At 65.2% G+C, this 20257-nt stretch carries 19 protein-coding genes; 12 read left to right on the plus strand and 7 right to left on the minus strand.

Annotated features, from left to right (window positions below; all coding sequences use genetic code 11):
• The first annotated feature begins 33 nt into the window (after nt 1-33).
• Nucleotides 34-678 (plus strand): translation elongation factor Ts, encoded by a 645-nt coding sequence (gene tsf, locus BLU04_RS02880; RefSeq protein ID WP_093281973.1) that lies wholly within the window; start codon nt 34-36, stop codon nt 676-678.
• A 425-nt stretch (nt 679-1103) separates the two neighbouring features.
• Here the strand turns inward: tsf and BLU04_RS02885 are convergent, their stop codons facing one another.
• Both BLU04_RS02885 and BLU04_RS02890 read right to left on the minus strand, forming a co-directional pair.
• Nucleotides 1104-2078, minus strand: a complete 975-nt coding sequence (locus BLU04_RS02885) for a DUF6268 family outer membrane beta-barrel protein (RefSeq protein ID WP_093281976.1) — start codon at nt 2076-2078, stop codon at nt 1104-1106.
• Nucleotides 2079-2190: 112 nt separating this feature from the next.
• Nucleotides 2191-2511, minus strand: a complete 321-nt coding sequence (locus BLU04_RS02890; protein ID WP_093281978.1) for a hypothetical protein — start codon at nt 2509-2511, stop codon at nt 2191-2193.
• Nucleotides 2512-2806: 295 nt separating this feature from the next.
• On the opposite strand from BLU04_RS02890, the gene BLU04_RS02895 reads away from it, so the two are divergent.
• Nucleotides 2807-3211, plus strand: a complete 405-nt coding sequence (locus BLU04_RS02895) for a polymer-forming cytoskeletal protein (RefSeq protein WP_157895049.1) — start codon at nt 2807-2809, stop codon at nt 3209-3211.
• A gap of 102 nt (nt 3212-3313) precedes the next feature.
• Here BLU04_RS02895 and BLU04_RS02900 read toward each other — a convergent pair whose 3' ends face one another.
• A complete protein-coding gene (locus BLU04_RS02900) occupies nt 3314-3925 on the minus strand; it encodes an ATP-dependent Clp protease proteolytic subunit (RefSeq protein WP_093281983.1) in 612 nt (203 codons plus the stop codon).
• Between the two features lie 102 nt (nt 3926-4027).
• On the opposite strand from BLU04_RS02900, the gene BLU04_RS02905 reads away from it, so the two are divergent.
• The 7 genes from BLU04_RS02905 (at nt 4028) to BLU04_RS02935 (ending at nt 13722) form a co-directional block, all read left to right on the plus strand.
• Entirely contained in the window at nt 4028-6166 is a 2139-nt protein-coding gene (locus BLU04_RS02905; protein ID WP_093281986.1) for a hypothetical protein, read from the plus strand.
• A gap of 78 nt (nt 6167-6244) precedes the next feature.
• A complete protein-coding gene (locus BLU04_RS02910) occupies nt 6245-6655 on the plus strand; it encodes a BlaI/MecI/CopY family transcriptional regulator (protein WP_093281988.1) in 411 nt (136 codons plus the stop codon).
• Nucleotides 6656-6658: 3 nt separating this feature from the next.
• Nucleotides 6659-8392, plus strand: coding sequence for a M56 family metallopeptidase (locus tag BLU04_RS02915; RefSeq protein WP_093281991.1), 1734 nt, complete (start codon nt 6659-6661; stop codon nt 8390-8392).
• A gap of 71 nt (nt 8393-8463) precedes the next feature.
• Nucleotides 8464-9537, plus strand: coding sequence for a class II fructose-bisphosphatase (gene glpX, locus BLU04_RS02920; RefSeq protein ID WP_093281993.1), 1074 nt, complete (start codon nt 8464-8466; stop codon nt 9535-9537).
• 120 nt (nt 9538-9657) lie between these two features.
• Nucleotides 9658-10938 (plus strand): hypothetical protein, encoded by a 1281-nt coding sequence (locus BLU04_RS02925; protein WP_157895050.1) that lies wholly within the window; start codon nt 9658-9660, stop codon nt 10936-10938.
• A 3-nt stretch (nt 10939-10941) separates the two neighbouring features.
• Nucleotides 10942-11430: a cyclic pyranopterin monophosphate synthase MoaC gene (gene moaC, locus BLU04_RS02930; protein ID WP_093281998.1), complete on the plus strand. Its 489-nt coding sequence runs from the start codon at nt 10942-10944 to the stop codon at nt 11428-11430.
• Between the two features lie 597 nt (nt 11431-12027).
• Nucleotides 12028-13722: a YHYH protein gene (locus BLU04_RS02935; protein ID WP_093282000.1), complete on the plus strand. Its 1695-nt coding sequence runs from the start codon at nt 12028-12030 to the stop codon at nt 13720-13722.
• 29 nt (nt 13723-13751) lie between these two features.
• On the opposite strand, the gene BLU04_RS02940 is transcribed toward BLU04_RS02935, so the two are convergent.
• Genes BLU04_RS02940 through BLU04_RS02950 form a run of 3 tightly spaced genes read right to left on the minus strand, consistent with a single transcriptional unit; the run spans nt 13752 to nt 15953 of the window.
• Entirely contained in the window at nt 13752-14480 is a 729-nt protein-coding gene (locus BLU04_RS02940) for an amino acid ABC transporter ATP-binding protein (RefSeq protein WP_093282003.1), read from the minus strand.
• Between the two features lie 8 nt (nt 14481-14488).
• On the minus strand, nt 14489-15256 hold the full coding sequence (locus tag BLU04_RS02945; RefSeq protein ID WP_093288425.1) for an amino acid ABC transporter permease: 768 nt from the start codon (nt 15254-15256) through the stop codon (nt 14489-14491).
• Nucleotides 15257-15260: 4 nt separating this feature from the next.
• On the minus strand, nt 15261-15953 hold the full coding sequence (locus BLU04_RS02950; RefSeq protein WP_093288428.1) for a transporter substrate-binding domain-containing protein: 693 nt from the start codon (nt 15951-15953) through the stop codon (nt 15261-15263).
• A 583-nt stretch (nt 15954-16536) separates the two neighbouring features.
• On the opposite strand from BLU04_RS02950, the gene BLU04_RS02955 reads away from it, so the two are divergent.
• Together BLU04_RS02955 and BLU04_RS02960 are read left to right on the plus strand one after the other, a co-directional pair.
• The gene (locus BLU04_RS02955; protein ID WP_093282006.1) at nt 16537-17298 is read left to right on the plus strand and encodes a DUF3800 domain-containing protein; all 762 of its coding nucleotides are present in this window, start codon (nt 16537-16539) and stop codon (nt 17296-17298) included.
• Between the two features lie 493 nt (nt 17299-17791).
• On the plus strand, nt 17792-18616 hold the full coding sequence (locus tag BLU04_RS02960; RefSeq protein ID WP_093282008.1) for a TIR domain-containing protein: 825 nt from the start codon (nt 17792-17794) through the stop codon (nt 18614-18616).
• On the opposite strand, the gene BLU04_RS02965 is transcribed toward BLU04_RS02960, so the two are convergent.
• Complete coding sequence (locus BLU04_RS02965; RefSeq protein WP_093282011.1) at nt 18603-19334, minus strand: hypothetical protein; 732 nt, start codon at nt 19332-19334, stop codon at nt 18603-18605. The two genes, BLU04_RS02960 and BLU04_RS02965, sit on opposite strands and share 14 nt — an antisense overlap.
• 100 nt (nt 19335-19434) lie before the next feature.
• Here BLU04_RS02965 and BLU04_RS02970 point away from each other — a divergent pair, with 100 nt between their 5' ends.
• Entirely contained in the window at nt 19435-20250 is an 816-nt protein-coding gene (locus BLU04_RS02970; protein ID WP_157895051.1) for a hypothetical protein, read from the plus strand.
• Nucleotides 20251-20257: the final 7 nt, after the last annotated feature.

Raw genomic sequence — 20257 nt, forward strand, 5'->3', positions numbered from 1 at the left:
TCCGACTTTAAAACCAAGAACCACACTATCACCATGAGCGAAATCTCTCCCGCCCTCGTCAAGCAGCTCCGCGACGCCACCAGCGCCGCCATGATGGACTGCAAGAAGGCCCTCGTCGAAACCAAGGGCGACCTCGCCGCCGCCGAAATCTGGCTCCGCAAGAAGGGCGTCGCCTCCGCCGCCAAGAAGGGGAACCGCGACGCCAACGACGGCGTCATCGCCTCCTACATCCACGCCGGCGACAAGGTCGGCGTCCTCATCGAGCTCAACTGCGAGACCGACTTCGTCGCCCGCACCGACAGCTTCAAGGGCCTCGTGAAGGACCTCACCCTCCAGATCGCCGCCGCCAGCCCCCGCTTCGTCCGCCGCGAGGAAGTCCCCGCCGCCGAAGTCGAGAAGGAGAAGGACATCGTCTCCGCCCAGATCAAGGACAAGCCCCCGCAGGTCGTCGAGAAGATCGTCACCGGCCGCCTCGACAAGTTCTTCTCCACCGTCGTCCTCCTCGAGCAGCCCTTCATCAAGGACGACAAGATCACCATCAAGGATCACATCGCCTCGAAGATCTCCGAACTCGGCGAGAACATCGTCCTCCGCCGCTTCGTCCGCTTCCAGCTCGGCGAGAGCCTGACGCCGCTGGTGCCGGCGGAAGAGCCCGCTGCGGAAGTTGCGGCTGCTTAAGCGACTCTGTCTCCGCGAAAAGCCGGGCTCCCGTGAGGGAGGCCGGCTTTTTTGTTGCGTTGCGGCCCTTCGGGACCTGCGCGGTCGACCCTGTACAGCTGGATGTAACCCGCTTTATAGCCACAGAGGGGCTTCGCCCCTCCGTGACCTCCTGTTCTGAGGGCCTTAGCTAGGCGGACGCGTTTCCCCCTGCGCCTCGTCTCTGAACTGGATTAAAATCGGATGCTTCCGGTACGCCCGAGGGTACGTACTGAAGGGGGAGCGGTACCAATACGCCCAGACTCCTATCGGGAGAGGGCTCTATGGGAGAGGTGCGTTTGGAAGACGGCCGCTTTGGTTCCGCTAGCACTCGGACGCCAGTTTTCCAGTTCAGGCCTATCAGAGGGGGACTGCCGCGCGGTAGCGACCGCCCTCTTCGCGGCCCCCTAGAACTTCGCCCCGACGCTCAGGCTGACGTAGGGAGCGGGCTCGGGTTGGAAGTTGGCGTTGGCGTTGAAGTAATTGAACTCGCGGTAGACGAGGTAGCCCGCGTCCGCTTCGAGGGCCCAGCCGGGGAGGAACTTCCACGAGGCGCCGGCCCCGAGGCCGACCTCGGTGTAGCCGACCCGCGCGCCGCCGAGGCCGGGACGGCCCGTGCTGCTGCCGGTGCCGGGATTGACGCGGAAGGTGCCGCTGTCGATCGCCGCGCCCGCGTAGAGGGTCGTCTTGTTGTTGAGGGAGTATTCGAGGCGGGGTTTCGGCAGGACGCCGTTCAGGACCCACTTCTCGCTCATCCGCCAGCGGAGGCCCATGGCGGGGAGGACGGGGTATTGCCCGCGGGGATCGAAGAGGAAGCCGTAGACATACTGGACGTCGTCGCTCTTCAGGTAGACGGCGCCGACGGTGACGGGGACCGACATCGACTCGTAGCCGATGTTCTCCGAGGTGCCGTAGAAGCCGGGGGCCGCCTCGGCGCGGATGAGCCACTGGTCGCTCGCCTTCCAGTCGACGCCGACGACGACGGCCTCGCTCTCGAGCGTCGAGGGGATGCCGAAGTTCGGGTGGAGGCCGCCCGTGCCGAAGTCGAACCGGTCCCACTCGAGGCCGAAGCGGAGGAAGAGATCGTCGTTGATCTTCGGGACCGCCACGTACTTGAAGTGGCTGCTCGTCTCGGAGACGTAGCCGAAGCCGTCGTCCCCGTGCTTCGCCTGCGAGGCGAAGGCGTGGAGGCCGCTGACTTCGAGCTCCTGCCCGACGTCGTTGCGGGAGGCCTCCTGGACCCGGGGCGTCCCGTCCTTCGGGGCGTCATGGATCGCATACTTCCCGAACTCGTCGGACGAGGCGGTATCGGCGGCGAAGAGCGAGGCCGAAGAAAGGAGGCCGCAGGTCAGCGTGCCGAGGAGGAGGGGAGTGAGGCGCATGGTGAAAAGAAAGATGGAGAACGAATATTAACCCGATTGAAGCGTACGCAACCTGATTTTTTCAGGAGGCGCAAGGAATTCCGCTCAAGACTTCCCCGCAAGGAGGGGAAGCCTAGGAGTAGGCGACGTCCTTGCCGGGCTCCATCTCATAGTTCCGGGCGTCGACCCACGAGACGTTGGGCTCGATGATCTGGCGCTGGAACTGGATGTAGACGGCGCTGTCGTGGACCTGCCGGAGCTTCTCCATGTTGTCGACGTCGTAGGAGAAGAAGAGGGTGAACGGGTTGTGGACCTTGTCGATCCGCTTGCCCACGCGGAGGTTGCTGACCTCGGGGATCTTCAGTAGACGGATACGGGTTTCGACCATGATCGTTTCGATCGCTTCGGGGTTGACCCGGTCGTAGGTTTGAAGCTGGCAGATGTGATGCACCATAAAAAGCGCGGCGCGCAGTCTTGGCGTACCCCCCCACCCCTGTCAAGGCGATAGGAGGCGGTCTGACGGAACCCCTTCTGCGCCACCCTTCCGACGATTGGCAAAAAACGCAATCGCGTCGGGAAAAATGTACTAGACAGTGGCCCTCAAGAAGGGGAATGGTACGGCCATCGTGATCTTCACTTCCAAGAAAACCGAAACGGCCTCGAAGGAACCCGCTCCGTGGGAGACCTCCGTTGTCTCCCCCTACAAGGAAGAATCCCTTTCCAAACCCACCTCCCGCACCGCACCCTCCATGAAAACCGAGAAGACCATCCTCACCGCCGAGACTGAATTCAAGGGAACCCTCGGCTTCCACGGGGACCTCGACCTCAACGGCAAGCTGGAAGGGTCGATCGAGGCCGACAACGGCCTCCTGACCATCGGCGAATCGGCGATGGTGAAGGCCGAAGTCCACGGCCAGGACATCGTCATCTACGGCAAGGTCCAGGGAAACATCATCGCTTCCGGCCGCCTCGAGCTCCGCGGCAAGGCCCAGGTCTACGGCGACGTCCGCGCCGGGAAGTTCCTCATCGAGGAGGGCGCCCTCTTCGTCGGTCGTTCCGAGAACCTCGCCACCCGCTCCGACGAGAAGCCCGACTTCTCCCAGATGTTCTCGAAGCTCGGCGCCGACGCCGCCAAGGCGGCTCCCAAGGCCTAAGGTCCAAAACCTGCATCACCACAAAAAACCCCGCCTCATGGCGGGGTTTTTTGTTGGGAGGGGAGAGCGGAACCGGGGCGGGCCCGCCTCCTCCCGACCGCCCTAAATATCGGCGATCGACCGGACGATCCGTCCGACCAGGCCGTAGGCCTTGGCTTCCTCGGCCGACATCCAGAAGTTGCGGTCGGTGTCGTGCTCGATCTTTTCGAGGGTCTGGCCGGTCTGGCGGGCGAAGCCTTCGTTCAGGCGGAGGCGCATCTTGAGGATTTCCTGCGCCTCGATGCTGATGTCGGAGGCCTGGCCGCCGACGCCGCCGCTCGGCTGGTGGAGCATGAAGCGGGTGTTCGGCAGGGCGACGCGGTTCTGGACGTCGTCCGGGGCTGAGAAGATGAGGGCGCCGGCGCTGGCGACCCAGCCGGTGCCGATGACGATGACGCGGGGCTTCACCGCGCGGATCATGTCGTAGATGGTGTCGCCCGACTCGACGTGGCCGCCGGGGGAGTTGATGAAGACCTTGATCGGGTCGTCGGAGACGGCGGAGAGGGCGATCAGCTTCTCGGTGACGTCCTGGGCCTTCTTCATGTCGATCCCGCCGTAGATCATCACGGTGCGGGTGTTGAAGATCTTTTCCTCGATCTTCGAGCGGAAGGAGGCTTCCTTCTCGGACTTCTTCTCCTTGCCTTCTTCTTCCTCTTCGTCGTGGTCGTAGCGCATCGTTATTTGACTTTAGGCGTGTTTTGGCCGGAGACAAGGCGATCTTCTTCGCACCCCTCCCCCCTTGCGCTTTCCTCTCTTCTGGACGATTCTTCCCGCGCAATGCTCCCCCAGATCCTGGCCGTCTTCTCCCGGCATGAACTCCATGCCGCCGACGGGCTGGCCTTCGTGAAGCACTTCGACACGCTGGCCGAGGCCGCCTCCCTCGGGGACCGCCTCGACGCCTGGCTCGAGATCGTCGACTGGGTGCGCGACGGCGGGGAGCAGGAATGGGATCGGCTCGAGGCCCTCCTCGACCTCCTCGAATCGCTGCCCGAGGTCCGCCTCCGCCTCCAGACGGCGCTGGCCCGGATCTTCGACGAGACCGAGGGGGCGAATCTCTTCGCCGAATCGGGGATGCCGAGCGCCCGGGGGCTCTTCCCCGAGCTGTGGGACCGCCTCGTCCGCGTGATCCTTCCCGAGCCCCGGGACGACCACGACCTGGGCCGCCTCCTGGTCCGGCAGTTCCGGGACAACGCCGCGCCGGAGAGCTTCCGCCGGATGGACCCCGCCCTCTTCCACCGCTTCATCCTCCTCGTCTTCCCGATCGACCACCCGAGCATCGACCGGGGCCTCCGCGCCGCCTTCGCCGACGGCTTCCGCCTCCTCGCGGCGAAGGCCCAGGCCCACGGCCTCGCCGCCGACCTCCGTGCCCGGAGCACGGAGGGCCCGCGTCCGGGCGGCGTCGCCGACTCCCCCTTCTACCGCCTCCCCGCCGCCTCGGAGGAACTGGTCCTCCGGTGGAGCGCCCGGCGGACGGGGGCCGACATCCACCGCTATGCCGAGCTGTGGCGGAAGGAGGCCGCCGCCTGCCGCCAGGCGCTGGCGACGGTGAACCGGCGGCTGGAGACCTCGGGCGTCAGCGTCGAGATCGTCTTCGGCGTCGCCGTGATCGAGCAGGCGCTCGGGCGGATGGAGATCATGGCCGACATCATGACCTCGGCCCCGATGACCGACTCCCCCGACGGGCCGGTCCGCAACCCGGTCCACTCCCACGCGATCCACGTCCTCTTCTGCGACCTCGCCAGCGCCGCCCGGCACGACGCCAGCGTCACCCTCCTCGTCGCGTCGAGCATGAGCCTCCTCCACCGGAAGATCGTCGAGCGTTCCGGCATCACCGGACGCCATTACGTCGCCGAGAACCGGGCCGAGTATTGGTCGATGTGGCGGGCCGCCGCCGGGGGCGGGGCGCTGACGACCTTCACCGCGGCGCTGAAGATGGTGATCACCCATCTCTCGCTCCCCCTCTTCGTCATCGGCTTCCTCTCCGGGCTGAACTACGCGGTCAGCTTCGTCCTCCTCCAGACTTTCAACTTCGTCCTCGCCACGAAGCAGCCCGCGATGACCGCCGCCCACCTCGCCGAGATCCTCCGGGGCCACGGCGAGGATCGCGAGCCCGCGCGGGGGAGGGAACGCGAACGGAAGCGACTGCAGGAGCGGAACGACGCCATCGCCGCCTTCATCGCCCGGCTGGTGCGGACCCAGATCGCCGCCGCCCTCGGGAACATCCTCGTCGTCACCGTCGGGGCCGTCGCCTTCAGCTTCCTCTGGCTCTTCTGCACCGGCCACACCTACCTCTCCCAGGAGACCGCCGACCACGTCTTCCACACCCTCAGCCCGCTCAACAGCGGCACCCTCTTCTACGCCGCCCTCACCGGCGTCATCCTCTGGCTCGCCAGCCTCATCGGGGGCTGGGTCGACAACTTCGCCGTCTACCATCGCCTCCCCCAGGCGATCCGGGAGCACCGCCTCCGGGACCGGCTGGGCCGGGAGCGCCTCGCCCGGTGGAGCGTCGTCTTTTCCGAGAACATCGGCGGCTGGGGGACGAACATCTCGCTCGGATTCCTCCTCGGCATGACGCCCGTCATCGGGAGCTTCCTCGGCCTCCCGCTCGACGTCCGCCACGTCACCCTCTCGACGGGGCAGCTCGCGCTCGCCTGCTCCTCGCTCCAGCATCACTGGTTCCACCAGGGCTGGTTTCTGCTGGCGCTCTCGGGCATCGCCTCGATGTTCGTCCTCAACCTCGGCGTCAGCTTCCTCCTCTCGCTCTTCACCGCGGCCCGGGCCTATGGCCTCCGGACCGGCGACATCGTGGCGCTCCTCGTCGAGACGGGGCGGCGCTTCGTCCGGCATCCCCGGGAATTCCTCCTCCCGCCGCCGAAGGGGGCGGGCGATTCCCACGGCACCTCCCACGGTCATTAGGGCCTCAGAGCCTGGCCCCAGATCCGATTCCGCTTGCGTGCATGCTGGTTTTCCAGCATGATGCTGAAAAAACAGCATATGCCGCCCCGCCCGAAGAAAAGCGCCCCCGCCTGGGAACAACGCCTGAGCCGCCGCGAGCGGCAGGTGATCGAGATCCTCCTCCCCCTCGGCGGGGCGACGGCAGCCGACATCCGGGAGCGCCTCCCCTCCGCCCCCGGTTACTCCGCCGTCCGCGCCCTCCTCAGCGTCATGGAAAAGAAGGGACTCCTGACCCACGAGGAAGAGGGCCCGCGCTACCTCTACCGCGCCGCGATGCCGGGCGACGAGGCGCGCCAATCGATCCTCCGCCGCCTCCTCGACACCCTCTTCCGGGGCTCGCGCGAGGAGCTCGTCGCCGCCCTCCTCAACGAGGACGAACGGCAGCTCGATCCCGCCGAACTCGACCGCCTCTCCCGGATGATCGCCGAAGCCAAAAAGAAAGGACGCTGACCGATGAACCCCCTCCTCCTCTCCCTGCTGCAAAATCCCGCCGTCGAGATCGCTCTCGGCTCGACCCTGATCCTCGGCATCGCCCTGTTCTTCGTCGCCACGGGCGTCAAGGCCTCGGCGGCGGAACGGCACCGCACCCTTCTCTGCGCCCTCGCCGTGCTCGTTTTGCTCCCGCCCGTGGTGTTGTGGGCCCCGAAGAAGACGATCCCGGTGAAAGTCGCCGTCGCGGCGGTCCCGGCTCTTTCGCATTCCGTCTCTCCCGCCGCTCCTCCCTCTGGTTCCTCTGTTGCCTCCACGGCATCGGCCCCCGCCTTCCGCCCGGCTTCCCAAAAGATCTCTCCCGTCCGTCCTTCCGGCACCGCCCTTCTTTTCGCCGTCTGGGGCGGCGGCGTTCTTTTCTGCCTGGCCCGCCTCGGCCGGGGGATGGCCTCGTTGCGGCGGATCGGGCGGGCCGCCCGGCCCTTCGCCCTCCATCCCGCCTACGACGGCCTGCCCGTCCTCCTTTCGGACGCGGTTCCCGTCCCGCTCCTCGCGGGGGCGTTCCCCGCCGTCATCCTCCTCCCCGCCGCGGCCCCGTCGTGGACCGCCGAACGCCTCGCCATCGTCCTCGCCCACGAGGCGGGCCACCATCGCCGGGGCGACCACCTCGTCCAGCCGCTCCTCGGCCTCCTGCAGGCCTTCTATTGGTGGCAGCCGCTCCTCTGGATCGCCTCCCTCCGCCTCCGCCGGGAACGGGAACGGGCCTGCGACGACGCCGTCCTTTCCGCCCATTCCTTTCTCCCCAGCGACTACGCCGCCGTCCTGATCGCCACGGTCCGCCAAACCACGACCGCCGCCGCCCCGCTCCCCGCCGTGGCGATGGCCTCGTCGGGACCCATCGAAGGCCGCCTCCGGGCGATCCTCGCGCCCAACCTGCGCCGCACCCCGGCGGGCTGGATCGTCACCCTGGGGGCCTTGTACGGGTTCTTTTCCCTCGGCTTTTTTGTCGCGACCGCCCGGCTTTCGGCCCAGCCCCCTCCAACCGCCCCGCCGCCGCAAGCCTCGGAAGCGGCCCGGCCCGGGCCTTCGATCTCGATCGAATCGGAGGTCATCGAAATGGACGAGGCGACCTACGACGCGCATCGCGAGGCATGCGCTGCCGCAGTGCGCCAGGGGGACCCTGCCAACCTCGTTTCGATCAAAGGGGTGAATGTCCTGTCGGCCCCGACTCTCCGGGCGAAGACGGGGACCAAGATGGAAATCGCGGTGACACGCCGGATTTACTACCCCACCTACATGAATCCGGCCGAAGAGAAGGCCTGGGACGCCAAGGGAAAAGCGATCGCCGTCGTGCCGCCCACGCCGCGGGACTTCGACCACAAGGAAATCGGCGTCACCATCGACCTCACGCCGCTCCTCAACGGGAACGAGATCGTCCTTCAGGGAATGTTTCACCTCTGCAACTTCATCGGATTCACCCAAAGCCAGGCCGCCAGGCCTCCCTATTTCGAGAAGGGGCCCCTGATGGCCTCCTTCGTCGAGACCAGCGACGCCTTTTACGAGACAGTGCGGGACGGCGGCAGGATCGCCATCCTCCTTCCGGGTGCCAACACCGCCGGGCAACCCATCTGGACCGGGGCCGAGAAGAAGGACGATGGCGCGTCCTCCGGGAGTTCCATCGCCGTCTCGGCAAAATATGTCCGCTATCTTTTCCTCTCCGCCCGCCTCGAGAAGACCGCCCTTTCCGCCAACCCCTAGACGCACCCCTCCTTTTACCTATCCGCTCCATTCCACTTGTTATCCGATATGACACTTGATCGAATGGGGCGATGCCGAATCATCAGGCCATGGAAGACCGCTACCTCGACATCGAGCGGCTCATCGAATTCGATTTCATCCGCGCCACCGAGGCGGCGGCGCTGAACGTCCTCCCGTGGCTCGGCCGCGGGCAGAAGGAGCTGGCCGACGGCGCGGCGAGCGACGCCGTGCGCGGCATGTTCGACCTCATGAACATCTGCGCCGAGGTCGTCATCGGCGAGGGGATCAAGGACAACGCCCCCGGCCTCTTCAAGGGGGAGCAGCTCGGCAGGTGGCTCCCCGGCACGCCGAAGTTCGACATCGCCATCGACCCGATCGACGGCACGACCAATCTCTCCAAGGGGATGCCCGGCTCCCTCTCCGTCATCGCCGCCGCCTCGCCCGAGCCGGGGATCGACCAGGCGCTGATGGACATTCCCTCCTTCTACATGAAGAAGCTGGCCTACGGCCCGCAGGTGAAGCGTTACGCGGAGAAGATGGGCATCGAGACGCTGAACCTCCTGAGCCCGATCGACGAGACCCTCGCCATCGTCGCGAAGGCCCTGCGGAAGCGGGTCCAGGACGTCGTCGTCTGCGTCCTCGACCGGCCCCGCCACGCCGCCCTCATCGCGGAGATCCGCGAGGTCGGCTGCGCCCTCCGCATGATCGGCGACGGCGACATCGGCGGCGCCATCGCCCCCTCCCTCCCGAATCCCGAGATCGATCTCTACGTCGGCACCGGCGGCTCCCCCGAGGCGGTCCTCGCCGCCGCCGCCCTCCGCTGCCTCGGCGGCGATATCCAGGCGCAGATGTGGCCGAGGGACGCCGAGGAACGGGCCTCGATCGAGGCCTCCGGCTGGAAGGAACCCCTCGACCGCGTCTACACCTCCGCCGACCTCGCCAAGGGGCGGAACATCATGTTCTGCGCCACCGCGATCAGCGATTGCCCCGGCCTCCCCGGCGTCCGCCTGACCGGGGAGTATGCCGAGACCCACTCGATCCTCATGCGCGCCCGGAGCCAGACCGTCCGCCGGATCGACACCCGCCACAACCTCGGCTCGAAGACGATCCGCCTCCGCAGCTCCCATTCCGAACACCGGCTCTAGGAGCCAATCGGCATTCAGGACCAGGCCGGACGGGAGGCCGATCCCCCCTGTAAGGGGTTCATGCCGAATCGCTCTCCCGCACTTGCCGGGGCGGGACGGGTGTGCGAGGATATCCCCCCTGTGTCCGACCGCCCCCCCCGTCAACCCGATCCCGAAGAGGGGACCCTTCCCGGCGGAGGGCGCGCCCCCTACGGGCAGACGAAACGGGTGAGGCCGAAGACCTACAAAGTCGCCATCTACCTGGTCCTCGCCGTCTTCGTCGTCCAGGCCGCCTTCTTCTTCACGATCCCGTGGTTCCGCCACCAGATCGCGATCGACACCCGCTCCCCCGAGGTGCAGCGGGAACGGCAGAAGATCGAGAATAGTCCCGCCCCGGCCCCGGCGACGCCCCCCCCCGCGACGCCCGCCGTCCCGCTCAACCCCCTCAAGCCGAGCCTCGGCCCCGCCCGGATCGCCGTCCCCGTCGATCCGGCCCTCCGGGTCGACGAGCTCGTCCGCGAGGGATACAACTACATGCAGCAGGGCGAGACCGATCTCGCCCGCTCCGCCCTCCTGGAGGCCGAGACGATCTCCCCGAAGGACCTCCGCGTCCTCTGCTACCAGGCCGAGCTCGCCGAATCGGAACGGGACTTCGCCCGGGCCGCGACCTACTGGAAGCGGATCGCCGACCTCGGGGCCGCCGCCGGTCCCCTCGCCGATCAGGCCAAGGTCCACCTCGCCTCCCTCGCCAACCGTCCCGCGGGCGATACCGCCCCGCCCGCCGCCTCCCCCGCCTCGACTTCCTCCTCCCTCATCGCCTCGACTCCCGCGCCGACGTCTCCAGCCCCGCCCGCCGCCGAAGCACCTTCGTCCCCCGTCCCGACGGCCCCGGCTCCCGCGGCCCCTGCCGCAACGGACGCCCCCGCCGCCGATGCCAGTGCCACTTCGGCCCCGGCTCCGACCGCCTCCCAGCCGCTTCCTCTCCCCGAAGGCGGGAAGTTCTTCACCGTCCTAACGCCGACGAAGGTCGCCGCCGAGGACGGCACCGGCTTCGTCGTCCGCATCCCGATCGTCTGCGCGATGCGCGCCGGAATCGATCCCGGCAAGGTCGGCATCAAGCTCTTCTTCTACGACCGCCTCCTCGACGGTGCCCTCTCCCCGACCTCGGCGAAGATCGAGGTCGCCTTCGAGAACAGCCACGCCACCTGGCAGGACGGCCGGACCGAAGTCCTCCGCGCCGTCTATCGGAAGCGTCCCCTCTCCGCCGCCGAGGCGGCCAACCCGAAGGGCGTCCCCGCCTACCACGGCTACGTCTTCCGCCTCACCTACGACAACGTCCTCCAGGACGAGCGTTCCGAGCCCGCCGCCCTCCTCCGCACCGTCTTCCCCCTGCCGCCCAAAGGCGCGGCCACCGCTCCCTAACTCATGCCCGCCCCGAAGAAATCAAACGCCCCGGCCAAGGCCAAGGGCAAGGCCTTCTCCCACCTCGACACCCAGGGCCGCGCCCGGATGGTCAACGTCGCCGCGAAGCCCGACCAGCGCCGCCGCGCCGTCGCCGAAGGCTTCATCGCCCTCAGCCCCGCGACGCTGAAACTGCTGAAGGCCCAAGCCCTGCCGAAGGGCGACGTCCTCACCGTCGCCCAGATCGCGGGCATCCAGGCGGCAAAGCGGACGAGCGAGTGGATTCCCCTCTGCCATCCGCTCCCCCTCCACGAGGTCGCCGTCGAGTTCGAGGTCACCGCGAAGGGCGTCCGCATCGTCGCCGCCGCCGAGACGACGGGGAAGACCGGCGTCGAGATGGAAGCCCTCGTCGCCGTCAGCGCCGCCGCCCTCGCCCTCTACGACATGTGCAAGGCCGTCGACCAGACCATGGTGATCGAGGGGATCTTCGTCGCCGAGAAGACGAAGTGGTAAGGGGGAAGCAGCCCTTCGGGGCCGGGTACATGGCCCTGTACAGCTGGAGGCGATCCGCGCGTTTGAACGAACGGAGGGGCACGCCCCTCCGGACCCTCCTGTCTGATAGGCCGTGGTGTAGATAGGGCGCAATCCAAGAGGCCTATCTCCCATACGCCCACTCTACTCCGCTGGATCTAACCTCTATGAGGGCCGAGCCATGGGAAGGAGCATCCATGGAGCAGGCCTATCTCCTCGGTGCTGAACCCCTGAAGATATCTCTCCCATACGCTTCCCTCCCGATAGGAGTCTAGGCGTATTGGTACCGCTACCCCTTCAGTACGTACCCTCGGGCGTACTGGAACCATCCGATTTTAATCCAGTTCGGAGATGAGGCGCCGCCAAAGCGCGTCCGCCTAGCTAAGGCCCTCAGAACAGGAGGTCACGGAGGGGCGGAGCCCCTCTGTGGCGTTAAAGCGGATCGCCTCCAGCTGTACAGGGTTGACCGCGCCAGCCCCAACGGGCGCTCCCCAACCCGCGACCCCTCCCATCCCCATTTCCCCCGACTTCGTCCCAACAAGCTCGCCCCCCGGCGTCCCATGCGGTTAACTCCCCCCCATGCGCCGGATCTTCCTTCTTGGCATCCTCCTCCTGCCCCTTCCCCTCCTCGCGCGCGAGGCCAACCTCATCCGGAATCCGGGGTTCGAGAGCGGCTCCGCTCCCTCCGGCCCCGCCGACTATGAGCTGACGGGGGCCGCCGCCTGGGGCAAGACCGGCAACGACCTCGAGACGGGCACGCGCGGCATCTTCTTCCCCGGCAACGCGCGGGACGGCGGCTCCGTCGCCCAGACCGTCCACGGCCTCGTCCCGGCGAAGGGGAAGTGGCTCACCTTCTCCTTCCGCGGCTTGGCCGAGGAGGGCTTCGTCCTCGGAAGCGAGGCCCTCGAGATGCGGATCGAGTTCTTCGCGAAGGACGGGACCGAATCGCGCGACGGCGCCGTGAAGGCGATCTACCGAGAGATCGTCGCCGACCGCCGCGACTTCGCCGCGAACGGCAACCACGGCAAGGGCGGGGCCGCCGTCTGGCGGACCTACGCCTTCGAGGAGATGATCCCCTTTGCGGAGGTCGACACCGTCCGCCTCTCCGTCGCCTACCGGGACGGCGCGGCCTCCTCCTCCGGGCGGAACGCCGCCTTCCAGATCGACCATTTCTCCCTCGTCCAGCGGCCCGAGTCGCGGACCGGGCGGGTCGATCCCGCCGTGGTCCAGGACAAGGCCAAGGCGGGCCTCCCCTCGGCCTCCCCCGCCGATCCGGCGACGCTCACCCCCCTCGGCGGGCGGTGGTATTACCGGGCCGAGGCCGGGGAGAAAATCGCCCTGCCGCTGACGGTCACCGCCGAGAATGCCGACCGCCTCCTCTACCAGAGCGACCGCCTCGTCGCCCCCTTCGCCGGGGCGATGGAATCGTCCCTCCGCGTCGGCTGGAAGGATCGGGCGGGGAACACCGCCACCGAGGAACGGCCCGTCCCCGACAACGTGACGATCACCTTCAAGGGCGACGGCTTCCTCACCCTCCACTCGAAGAACCTGCCGAACCATCCGACGGCGCAATTCCCCGAAATCAGCGGGAACTGGCGCGGCAATCCCAGCTCGATCCAGGAGCAGGATGAGACCTTCCGCCTCCCCCTCGACCCGAAGCCCGATCCCCAGGCGAAGGCGATGACGGCGAACGACGGGAACATGGCCCTCCCGATGGGGCCGACCGGCGTGGCGGTGAACGGCGTCGTCTTCTTCAATCCCTTCGACGCCGGGATGACCGACGCCACCTCCTTCATGGACCGCTGCTGCGGCCATCCGAACCAGGACAACCAATACCACTATCACAAGTATCCGATCTGCGTGAACACCGCCTTCGTCGACAAGGGCGACGGCCACTCCGAGGTGATCGGCTTCGCCTTCGACGGGCTCCCCGTCTACGGCCCCTACGAGGCGGCGGGCGTCATGGCGAAGGACCTCTCGGACAATCCCCTCAACGACTTCAACGCCCACTACGACGAGGCGCGCGGCTGGCACTACCACGTCACGCCGGGGAAATTCCCCTACCTCCTCGGCGGCTACTTCGCGAAGGTGGAGAAGAGCAACGTCATGTCCGGGCCGCCCGGCGGGGGCGGCGGGCAGGGCCGGGGGCGGGAACCGGGCGCGGGCGGAGGCGGGCCCCCTTCCTTCGGCCCCGGCGGGATGGGGCCGGGCCCAGGCCCGGGTCCGGGCCCGGGCCCGAACGGCGAGCGTCCCCCGCCTCCCCCGCCGTGGTAGGAGGCGGCGGCTTCCGCCTCCCTCGTCCCTCAATACTTCAGCACCTTCTCGAGGAAGGCCCGGCAGACCGGACTCTGCGGCGCGTCGAAGAACGGCGCCGCCGGCCCCGCCTCGACGATCCGCCCCTCGGCGAGGAAGGCGACCTCGTCGGCCACCTGCCGGGCGAAGCCCATCGCATGGGTCACGACAATCAGGTCGCAACCTTCGGCCCGCAGTTCCCCGATCATGTCGAGGACCTCGACCGTCATCTCGGGATCGAGCGCCGAGGTCGGCTCGTCGAGGAGGATCGCCTTCGGCTGGGCCGCCACCGCGCGGACGAGGGCGACCCGCTGGCGCTGGCCGCCGGAGAGCGCGGCGGGCCGCTTCCCCGCATGGGCCTCGAGCCGGAACCGGGCGAGGAGGCCCAGCGCCCGTTCCCGCGCGTCGGCGGGGGTGAGGCCGTGGACTTTCTCCAGCGGCAGCGTCAGGTTCTCCAGCGCGGAAAGATGGGGGAAGAGATTCGAGGCCTGGAAGACGACGCCGAGGTGGCGGCGATGCTCCCGGAGCCCCGCCTCGTCCCGCGGGATCGGCGTCCCGTTCCACCGCACCTCGCCGCCGCTCGGCCGTTCCAGCCCCGCGATGATCCGGAGCAGGGTCGATTTCCCCCCGCCCGAAGGGCCGATCAGCGCGAGGCACCGGGCCGAGGACGCCAGCGTCACGTCGCGGAGGACCGGCTCCCCGTGGAACGTCTTCGTGAGACCGCGCAGTTCGAGGTTCATGCTTCCGCTCAGGTTTCGTATTGGAACCGCTTCTCCAGGCTCTGCGTCCAGAGCGAGAGCGGGAGCGTGAGGATCAGGTAGCCGACGGCGAGCGGGAGGTACGCCTCCAGCGTGCTGTAGGTGAAGGCATTCACCTGCCGCGCATTCTGCGTGAACTCGTCGACCGCGATCAGCGACAGCAGCGACGAATCCTTCACCAGGGAGACGAACTGCCCCGCGAGCGACGGCAGCATGTGGCGCAGCGCCTGGGGCAAGACCACATACCGGTAGGTCTGGGCCGTCGTGAAGCCGAGCGCCCGCGCCGTCTCGAACTGCGACGCCCCGATCCCCTCGATCCCCGCCCGGACGATCTCCCCCACGTAGGCCCCGCCGAAGAGCGAGAGGATGACCACCCCCGCCAGATACCGGTTCTGCAGGCCGAGCGCATCGCCGACGATGTAGTAGAGAATCAAAATCTGGACCAGCAGCGGCGTCCCCCGCACCGCCTCCACATAGACCCGCGCCGCCTGCCGCAGCGGCAAGACCGGCGCGCGCCGCAGCAGCGCCGCCCCCATCCCGAGGACGACACTCCCTGCCAAGGCGCCGAGCGAGAGGGCCACCGTCACCAGCCAGCCCGAAAGGAACTTCGCCCGATATTCCCACACCGCCTCCCAATGCCATTGATAGCGGAGGCTCCCGAAGGCGAGGGTGAAGCCGAGGCTCAGCACCGCGAAGACCAGGAGCCAGCTCAAGGCCCGGCGCAGGCAGGAAGGGGAAGAAGCCGTTTCCGTTTTCATCGCCTCAAAAAACAAAGGGAACGCCGAGGCGCGCGAAAGCCGCCTTCTGCGCCGCGAGATACCGCTCCCCCAGCGCGTCGAAGCCCCCGCCCACGCGGAAGTCCCGCAGGAAGCCATTCACCTCCTCCCGCAGCGCGTCGTCGCCCCGGCGGAGCCCGATCGCCCACGCCTCCTCCCGCAGCGGCTGGAGGAAAGGCCGCGTCGTCTCCGGATGGCGCAGCGCATGGGCCAGGATCGACATCTGGTCATAGATGAACGCATCGGCCTTCCCCTGCGTCACCTCGAGCACCGCCGCATCCTCGCTGTCAAAGACCAGGACGCGGACGCCGGGCAGATGATCCCGCGCATAAAGCTGCCCCGTCGTCCCGTTCTTCACCGCAATGCGAAGCCCCGGCTTCGCCAGATCGCCCGGCCCGGCCAACGGCCCGTTCCGCCCCGCCAAAAGCGCGAGCCCCGTGTGCAGATAAGGATCGGAAAACGCAATCGCCCGCGCCCGCTCCGGCGTCGCCGTCATCGACGAAATGATGAGATCGATCTTCCCCGTCTGGAGCGCCGGGATCAGCCCATCGAACCCGATATTCTCGATCCGCACCGGCCGATGCAGCGCCTCCCCCAACGCCCGCGCCAGATCAACACTCACCCCCGAAGGCTTCCCCCCCGCATCGGTCATCTCAAACGGCGGATACCCCAACTCCATCCCCACCACCAGCGGACGGGGACCGTCCTCCCCCTGATGCCGCCCACACCCCGCCCAGCCCAACCCGAAGAGGAGCAGCACCGGAACCAGAAGAAAACGGGATAGGCAGGTCACAGTTCTAATGCCCTCACGCTGCCCCAACCCCCTCCCCCAAGCAAGGCCGTGATTCCATCGAGAAAAAGCAAGCCCGAGCCTTAAAAGCTGGGGCACGAAAAGGTCACGAGAAATATGACCGCAAAAGACCGGGAAGGCCCGCCAATACTCAGAGAAGAGCAGGGAAAAATGGCTCCGGAGGTAGGGCTCGACCGAAGCGTATCGTTCTACGTCAATACTTTACATCACAAGTCGTTGTCAATCAAGCTAAACTTGTTTTAACTCGCCTCCTACTTTCGTGAACTTCCAGGCCCAAATTTGGGCCCAATTCCGACCGCCACCTCCGGAGGTAGGGCTGAACCTACCGGACAGGTGGGCCCAGTTTTGGGCCCAATTCTTTCGCAGCCCGTGAAAGAATTTGGGCGCTCGATTATGTCCCGGCCGCACACAAAGAATTGGCGACGCCTTCGGAGGCGGTTAGTACAGAAAGATGGCCGATCCGACTCATGACGTGATGGGGGAATCGCGCTTCATCGCCTTTTTCGATGAATGCGGAGATCATTCCCTGACCAAGATCGACAAGGATTTCCCGCTCTTTCTCCTCTCCACCGTGATCGTCGAACGGAGCCACTACGTCGAGGAGCTGATTCCGGCCTTTGCCCGCCTGAAGCTCCAGTTTTGGGATCACGAGGGCATCAATCTGCACAGCCGGGAGATCCGCAAGGCGACGGGGGCCTATTCCTTCCTTCAGGTCCCTGCCAAGCGGCAACGATTTTTGCAGGAACTCAGTGCCACCGTGTCGAAGCTCCACTTCACCCTGTTCATTACCTGCATTCGGAAAGATGCCCACCTCTCCCGGTACAGCGACAAGGCCCGCAACCCCTACGACATCGCGCTGACCTACACCTTCGAGCGTGTCCTCCACTTCCTCGAAGGCCAGGGGGAAAGCAACCTTCCAGTGATCGCCGAAGCCCGAGGGAAGCAGGAAGATGACTCCCTCAAGGCGGCCTTTTACCAACTGATGACTGAAGGAACCCAATACAACGCCCGAGAGCGGTTCCAGAAGATCGCCTCCCCCATTTCCTTTTGCAGCAAATACGAGAACGTGGCGGGCATTCAACTTGCCGACCTGTGCGCCCATCCGGCAGCACGCAGCATCCTCAAACCCGATCAATCCAATCAGGCTTTCGATCTGGTAAAGGGGAAGATTTACCAGAGCGGACGAGTCAGCGGCTGGAAAGTGTTCCCGTAAAAGAAAATGGGCAACTCCGGATATACCAGACGTTGCCCATCGACCGAGAATTCCCAGTCCGGCAGGAAGGTCGCACATCTTTTCCCACCACGCAAGAGCTATCGCGGTGCTTCTTTCCTGCTCGGCATCAGCAAACCCCAAAGGACCAAGCCTCGTCAAGACCGGCAGCGCCGGTCTGCTGTCCCTCTCACTCTCTCTAGCCCGGGCGCGGCAATGAGCGCCAGCCCGCCCGGCGATTGAGGGCCCCCCATCCAACGCCCGACCGACCGACCTCTCCTTACCGATGGGGAGGTCGGGCGGGCGTTCTAACTGGAACCGGGCCAAGCAACCGCCGTGACGCCCCGCAGCGGGGCGGCGCGGCGGTTGCGGGGGGTGTCTTGGTTTCGACAACACCCCGTACGTTGCTCACCCGGTTCAGCATTGGCTCATCGGCTCCGTTGAACCTCCACTCCCGAATTGCGTCACCTCGCACGGGAGAATACCCTTTCATCCCATGTTCAGCCTCCTCATCGCTTACGACCCGACCGCCTGGGAAACCGATCAGGTCATGCGGATGGATGCCGACCGTTTCAAAGAATACACCGACGGCGCAGAGGCCCAGGCCGTCTCCCTCGAAAAACCGAAGACCCTCAAGCTCCTGGAAGAAGCCCCCGCCCTCCTCATGTATGAAGGTGGTCCCGAAGCCTCCCGCGAAATCGTCCGTTACGGCACCCTTCGCAACATCCACGTCACCGGCCAGCACGTCACCTTCCGCTTCACCGAAAAGGGTCGTTTCACCCGTGCCGACATCCTTGAATTTTCCCGTCACCTTAGCATGGGCCATTGGGAGGAAAACCGGACCCATTGGGCCATCAAAGATGGAGACCTTCCCGCCGCCCTCCTCAAGCGGCTGCAAAGCCGCTACGACGTCGTCCTCTCCTTCGCGGGCGAGGACCGCGAATATGTCCAAGCCACTGCCGACTACCTTATCGCCGAAGGCATCCACGTCTTCTACGACACCTACGACGAAGCTAATCTGTGGGGCAAAAACCTCGCCGAGCATTTCGAGTGGGTCTACCGCAACAGCAGCGCCTACTGCGTGATGTTCATCTCGAAATGGTACGTAAAGAAGATTTGGACTATCCTGGAACGCCGTTCCGCCGTCGCCCGCGCTATCGCCGAAGACAAGGAGTACATCCTCCCCGCCCGTTTCGATAACACCGAGGTTCCGAACGTCCTTCCCACCGTCAAATACGTCTCCCTGAAGGACAAGACGCCGCAGGAGTTGGGCGAGTTGATCGTCCGCAAACTGCGTCATCCTTCCGTCACCGGGCGGTAGCCTCGGTGGCCTTCTCCATCGGCTGGCCCTGCCGCAGAAGATAGCTGGAAAAACTCCGAGAATTGGCTTCGCGGTGGAGAATCAACGCCGGAAGACGGGTTGCCTCCTCCCTCATTCTCCGCTCGATGTCCCTCGCCAGTGCGTCCGTGTCCCAGAAAAGAACAGGCGGAACAATAATGACAATATGGGCGTTCTCCTTGCCGCCGGAGGCAGTTGCCTTCCTGACAAACGCGGCCCACATCGCATCGTTCCAGGCGGCGTTCTCACCGCTAACGGCTACCCAGCCTCCGGTTTCGTTTCCTGGCGAGGCTGCCGCTCCCAACGCATAATCCTTGATGGCCTCTTTGTCGGAAAAGGCATTGCCCCGCTCATCGGGGAAATTCGGTCCAGACAGGCCCGGAACGGTCAGGAACGCATCCCGGCTTCCTGGAATCTTGTCCACCACCGCGAAAAATTTACGGATTCCCTTCGGATAAAGCTCGGTGATCTCAAATCCCGCATTCCCTGTCGTGAATGTGGCCAGAACGTCGGGTGGGTCGTCGGGGTTGGAAAGGTGATGTTGCGACACCAGCGGTCCCCACTCCTTTTCAAAGACGGGGAGCCACGGCTTTACGGCAATGGCAAAGTGGTAACACTCCCATCGGGCCTTTTCGTTTTGCACGCCGAAGAACGCTTCGGCCAAAAGAGCTTCCTTGAAGGAAAAGGGGGGCTTCGCCATAGCTTATACCAAAGGCTGGACGGACTTCCGCTGAAACCAAGGCCAAACCGCCTTTCCATTCCCTTTCGCGGAAATTATAAGGGCACAACCAAGCAACGACATGAAATTAATAGGATCTGGCCCAAGCGACTATTATGAAGCCCGGGATCTTACCCCGGAAGAATTACAGTCTCACGAACGTTTCAAGCCCATTTTTATCGAGGCCCGAAACCGTCTTAGGCTATTCCGAATGTTGCAGATCAATTATGATGAATGGCAGGAGCACATTCAATCGCTCTTGAGCGCAAAGAGGTCAGATGATGATGTCGAATGGCTGCACCTCGATAGGCTGCTGCTTAATTATCTGACGTGTGCCTACACGGTTCAGAAGCATTTTACCGTTTCATTCCGACAACGATTCAAAAAGGACGAGACTAAGAAGAAGGAATTTTCAGAGTTTGAGGAAAAGCTTCTCAAGGGAAGTTGGGCATTCGCTTTTTTCCTCGATTTCCGAAACTACGTCCAACACTACGCTTTGGGCATAGGTCAATATAATCGGCAAGTGTCGAAGACCTCTGTCACCCTTCGGATCGGGTGTAATGCCAAATCCCTATTGAAAGACCCTGATGGATGGGAAAGATCGAAATTGACCGCCGAAATGGGGGAACTGAACCTTGTTGAATTGCTACAAGAATTCCATGTTCGACTTCTTCAGGATTATAGAGCGTTCGTGGTGAAACTATTTTTCCCGGAATTGACTGAAGCGGCACAGTTCTATTCCAAATTAACGGAGGAAATAACTACAAAACGCCCGACCTTGCGGATGGCGTTCGCCATCGGAGCAAAGATCGAGCAGAAAGGCTCCCCTAGAAAGATCCAAATCGAAGGAGTGACACTCGTTCCAAATGACGTTTTTACCGAATTGGGAATGACCTGAGCGAGTA

Origin of the sequence: Verrucomicrobium sp. GAS474, assembly GCF_900105685.1 — a bacterium.
In the GTDB taxonomy this organism is placed as follows: domain Bacteria; phylum Verrucomicrobiota; class Verrucomicrobiia; order Methylacidiphilales; family GAS474; genus GAS474.

Coding starts and splice junctions, on each gene's coding strand:
- BLU04_RS02935 (WP_093282000.1), top strand. CDS start 12,028: ATGCGCCGGATCTTCCTTCTTGGCATCCTCCTCCTGCCCCTTCCCCTC.
- BLU04_RS02955 (WP_093282006.1), top strand. CDS start 16,537: ATGGCCGATCCGACTCATGACGTGATGGGGGAATCGCGCTTCATCGCC.
- glpX (WP_093281993.1), top strand. CDS start 8,464: ATGCCGAATCATCAGGCCATGGAAGACCGCTACCTCGACATCGAGCGG.
- BLU04_RS02915 (WP_093281991.1), top strand. CDS start 6,659: ATGAACCCCCTCCTCCTCTCCCTGCTGCAAAATCCCGCCGTCGAGATC.
- tsf (WP_093281973.1), top strand. CDS start 34: ATGAGCGAAATCTCTCCCGCCCTCGTCAAGCAGCTCCGCGACGCCACC.
- BLU04_RS02895 (WP_157895049.1), top strand. CDS start 2,807: ATGAAAACCGAGAAGACCATCCTCACCGCCGAGACTGAATTCAAGGGA.
- BLU04_RS02885 (WP_093281976.1), bottom strand. CDS start 2,078: ATGCGCCTCACTCCCCTCCTCCTCGGCACGCTGACCTGCGGCCTCCTT.
- BLU04_RS02970 (WP_157895051.1), top strand. CDS start 19,435: ATGAAATTAATAGGATCTGGCCCAAGCGACTATTATGAAGCCCGGGAT.
- BLU04_RS02965 (WP_093282011.1), bottom strand. CDS start 19,334: ATGGCGAAGCCCCCCTTTTCCTTCAAGGAAGCTCTTTTGGCCGAAGCG.
- BLU04_RS02890 (WP_093281978.1), bottom strand. CDS start 2,511: ATGGTGCATCACATCTGCCAGCTTCAAACCTACGACCGGGTCAACCCC.
- BLU04_RS02900 (WP_093281983.1), bottom strand. CDS start 3,925: ATGCGCTACGACCACGACGAAGAGGAAGAAGAAGGCAAGGAGAAGAAG.
- BLU04_RS02940 (WP_093282003.1), bottom strand. CDS start 14,480: ATGAACCTCGAACTGCGCGGTCTCACGAAGACGTTCCACGGGGAGCCG.
- BLU04_RS02960 (WP_093282008.1), top strand. CDS start 17,792: ATGTTCAGCCTCCTCATCGCTTACGACCCGACCGCCTGGGAAACCGAT.
- moaC (WP_093281998.1), top strand. CDS start 10,942: ATGCCCGCCCCGAAGAAATCAAACGCCCCGGCCAAGGCCAAGGGCAAG.
- BLU04_RS02905 (WP_093281986.1), top strand. CDS start 4,028: ATGCTCCCCCAGATCCTGGCCGTCTTCTCCCGGCATGAACTCCATGCC.
- BLU04_RS02945 (WP_093288425.1), bottom strand. CDS start 15,256: ATGAAAACGGAAACGGCTTCTTCCCCTTCCTGCCTGCGCCGGGCCTTG.
- BLU04_RS02950 (WP_093288428.1), bottom strand. CDS start 15,953: ATGGAGTTGGGGTATCCGCCGTTTGAGATGACCGATGCGGGGGGGAAG.
- BLU04_RS02910 (WP_093281988.1), top strand. CDS start 6,245: ATGCCGCCCCGCCCGAAGAAAAGCGCCCCCGCCTGGGAACAACGCCTG.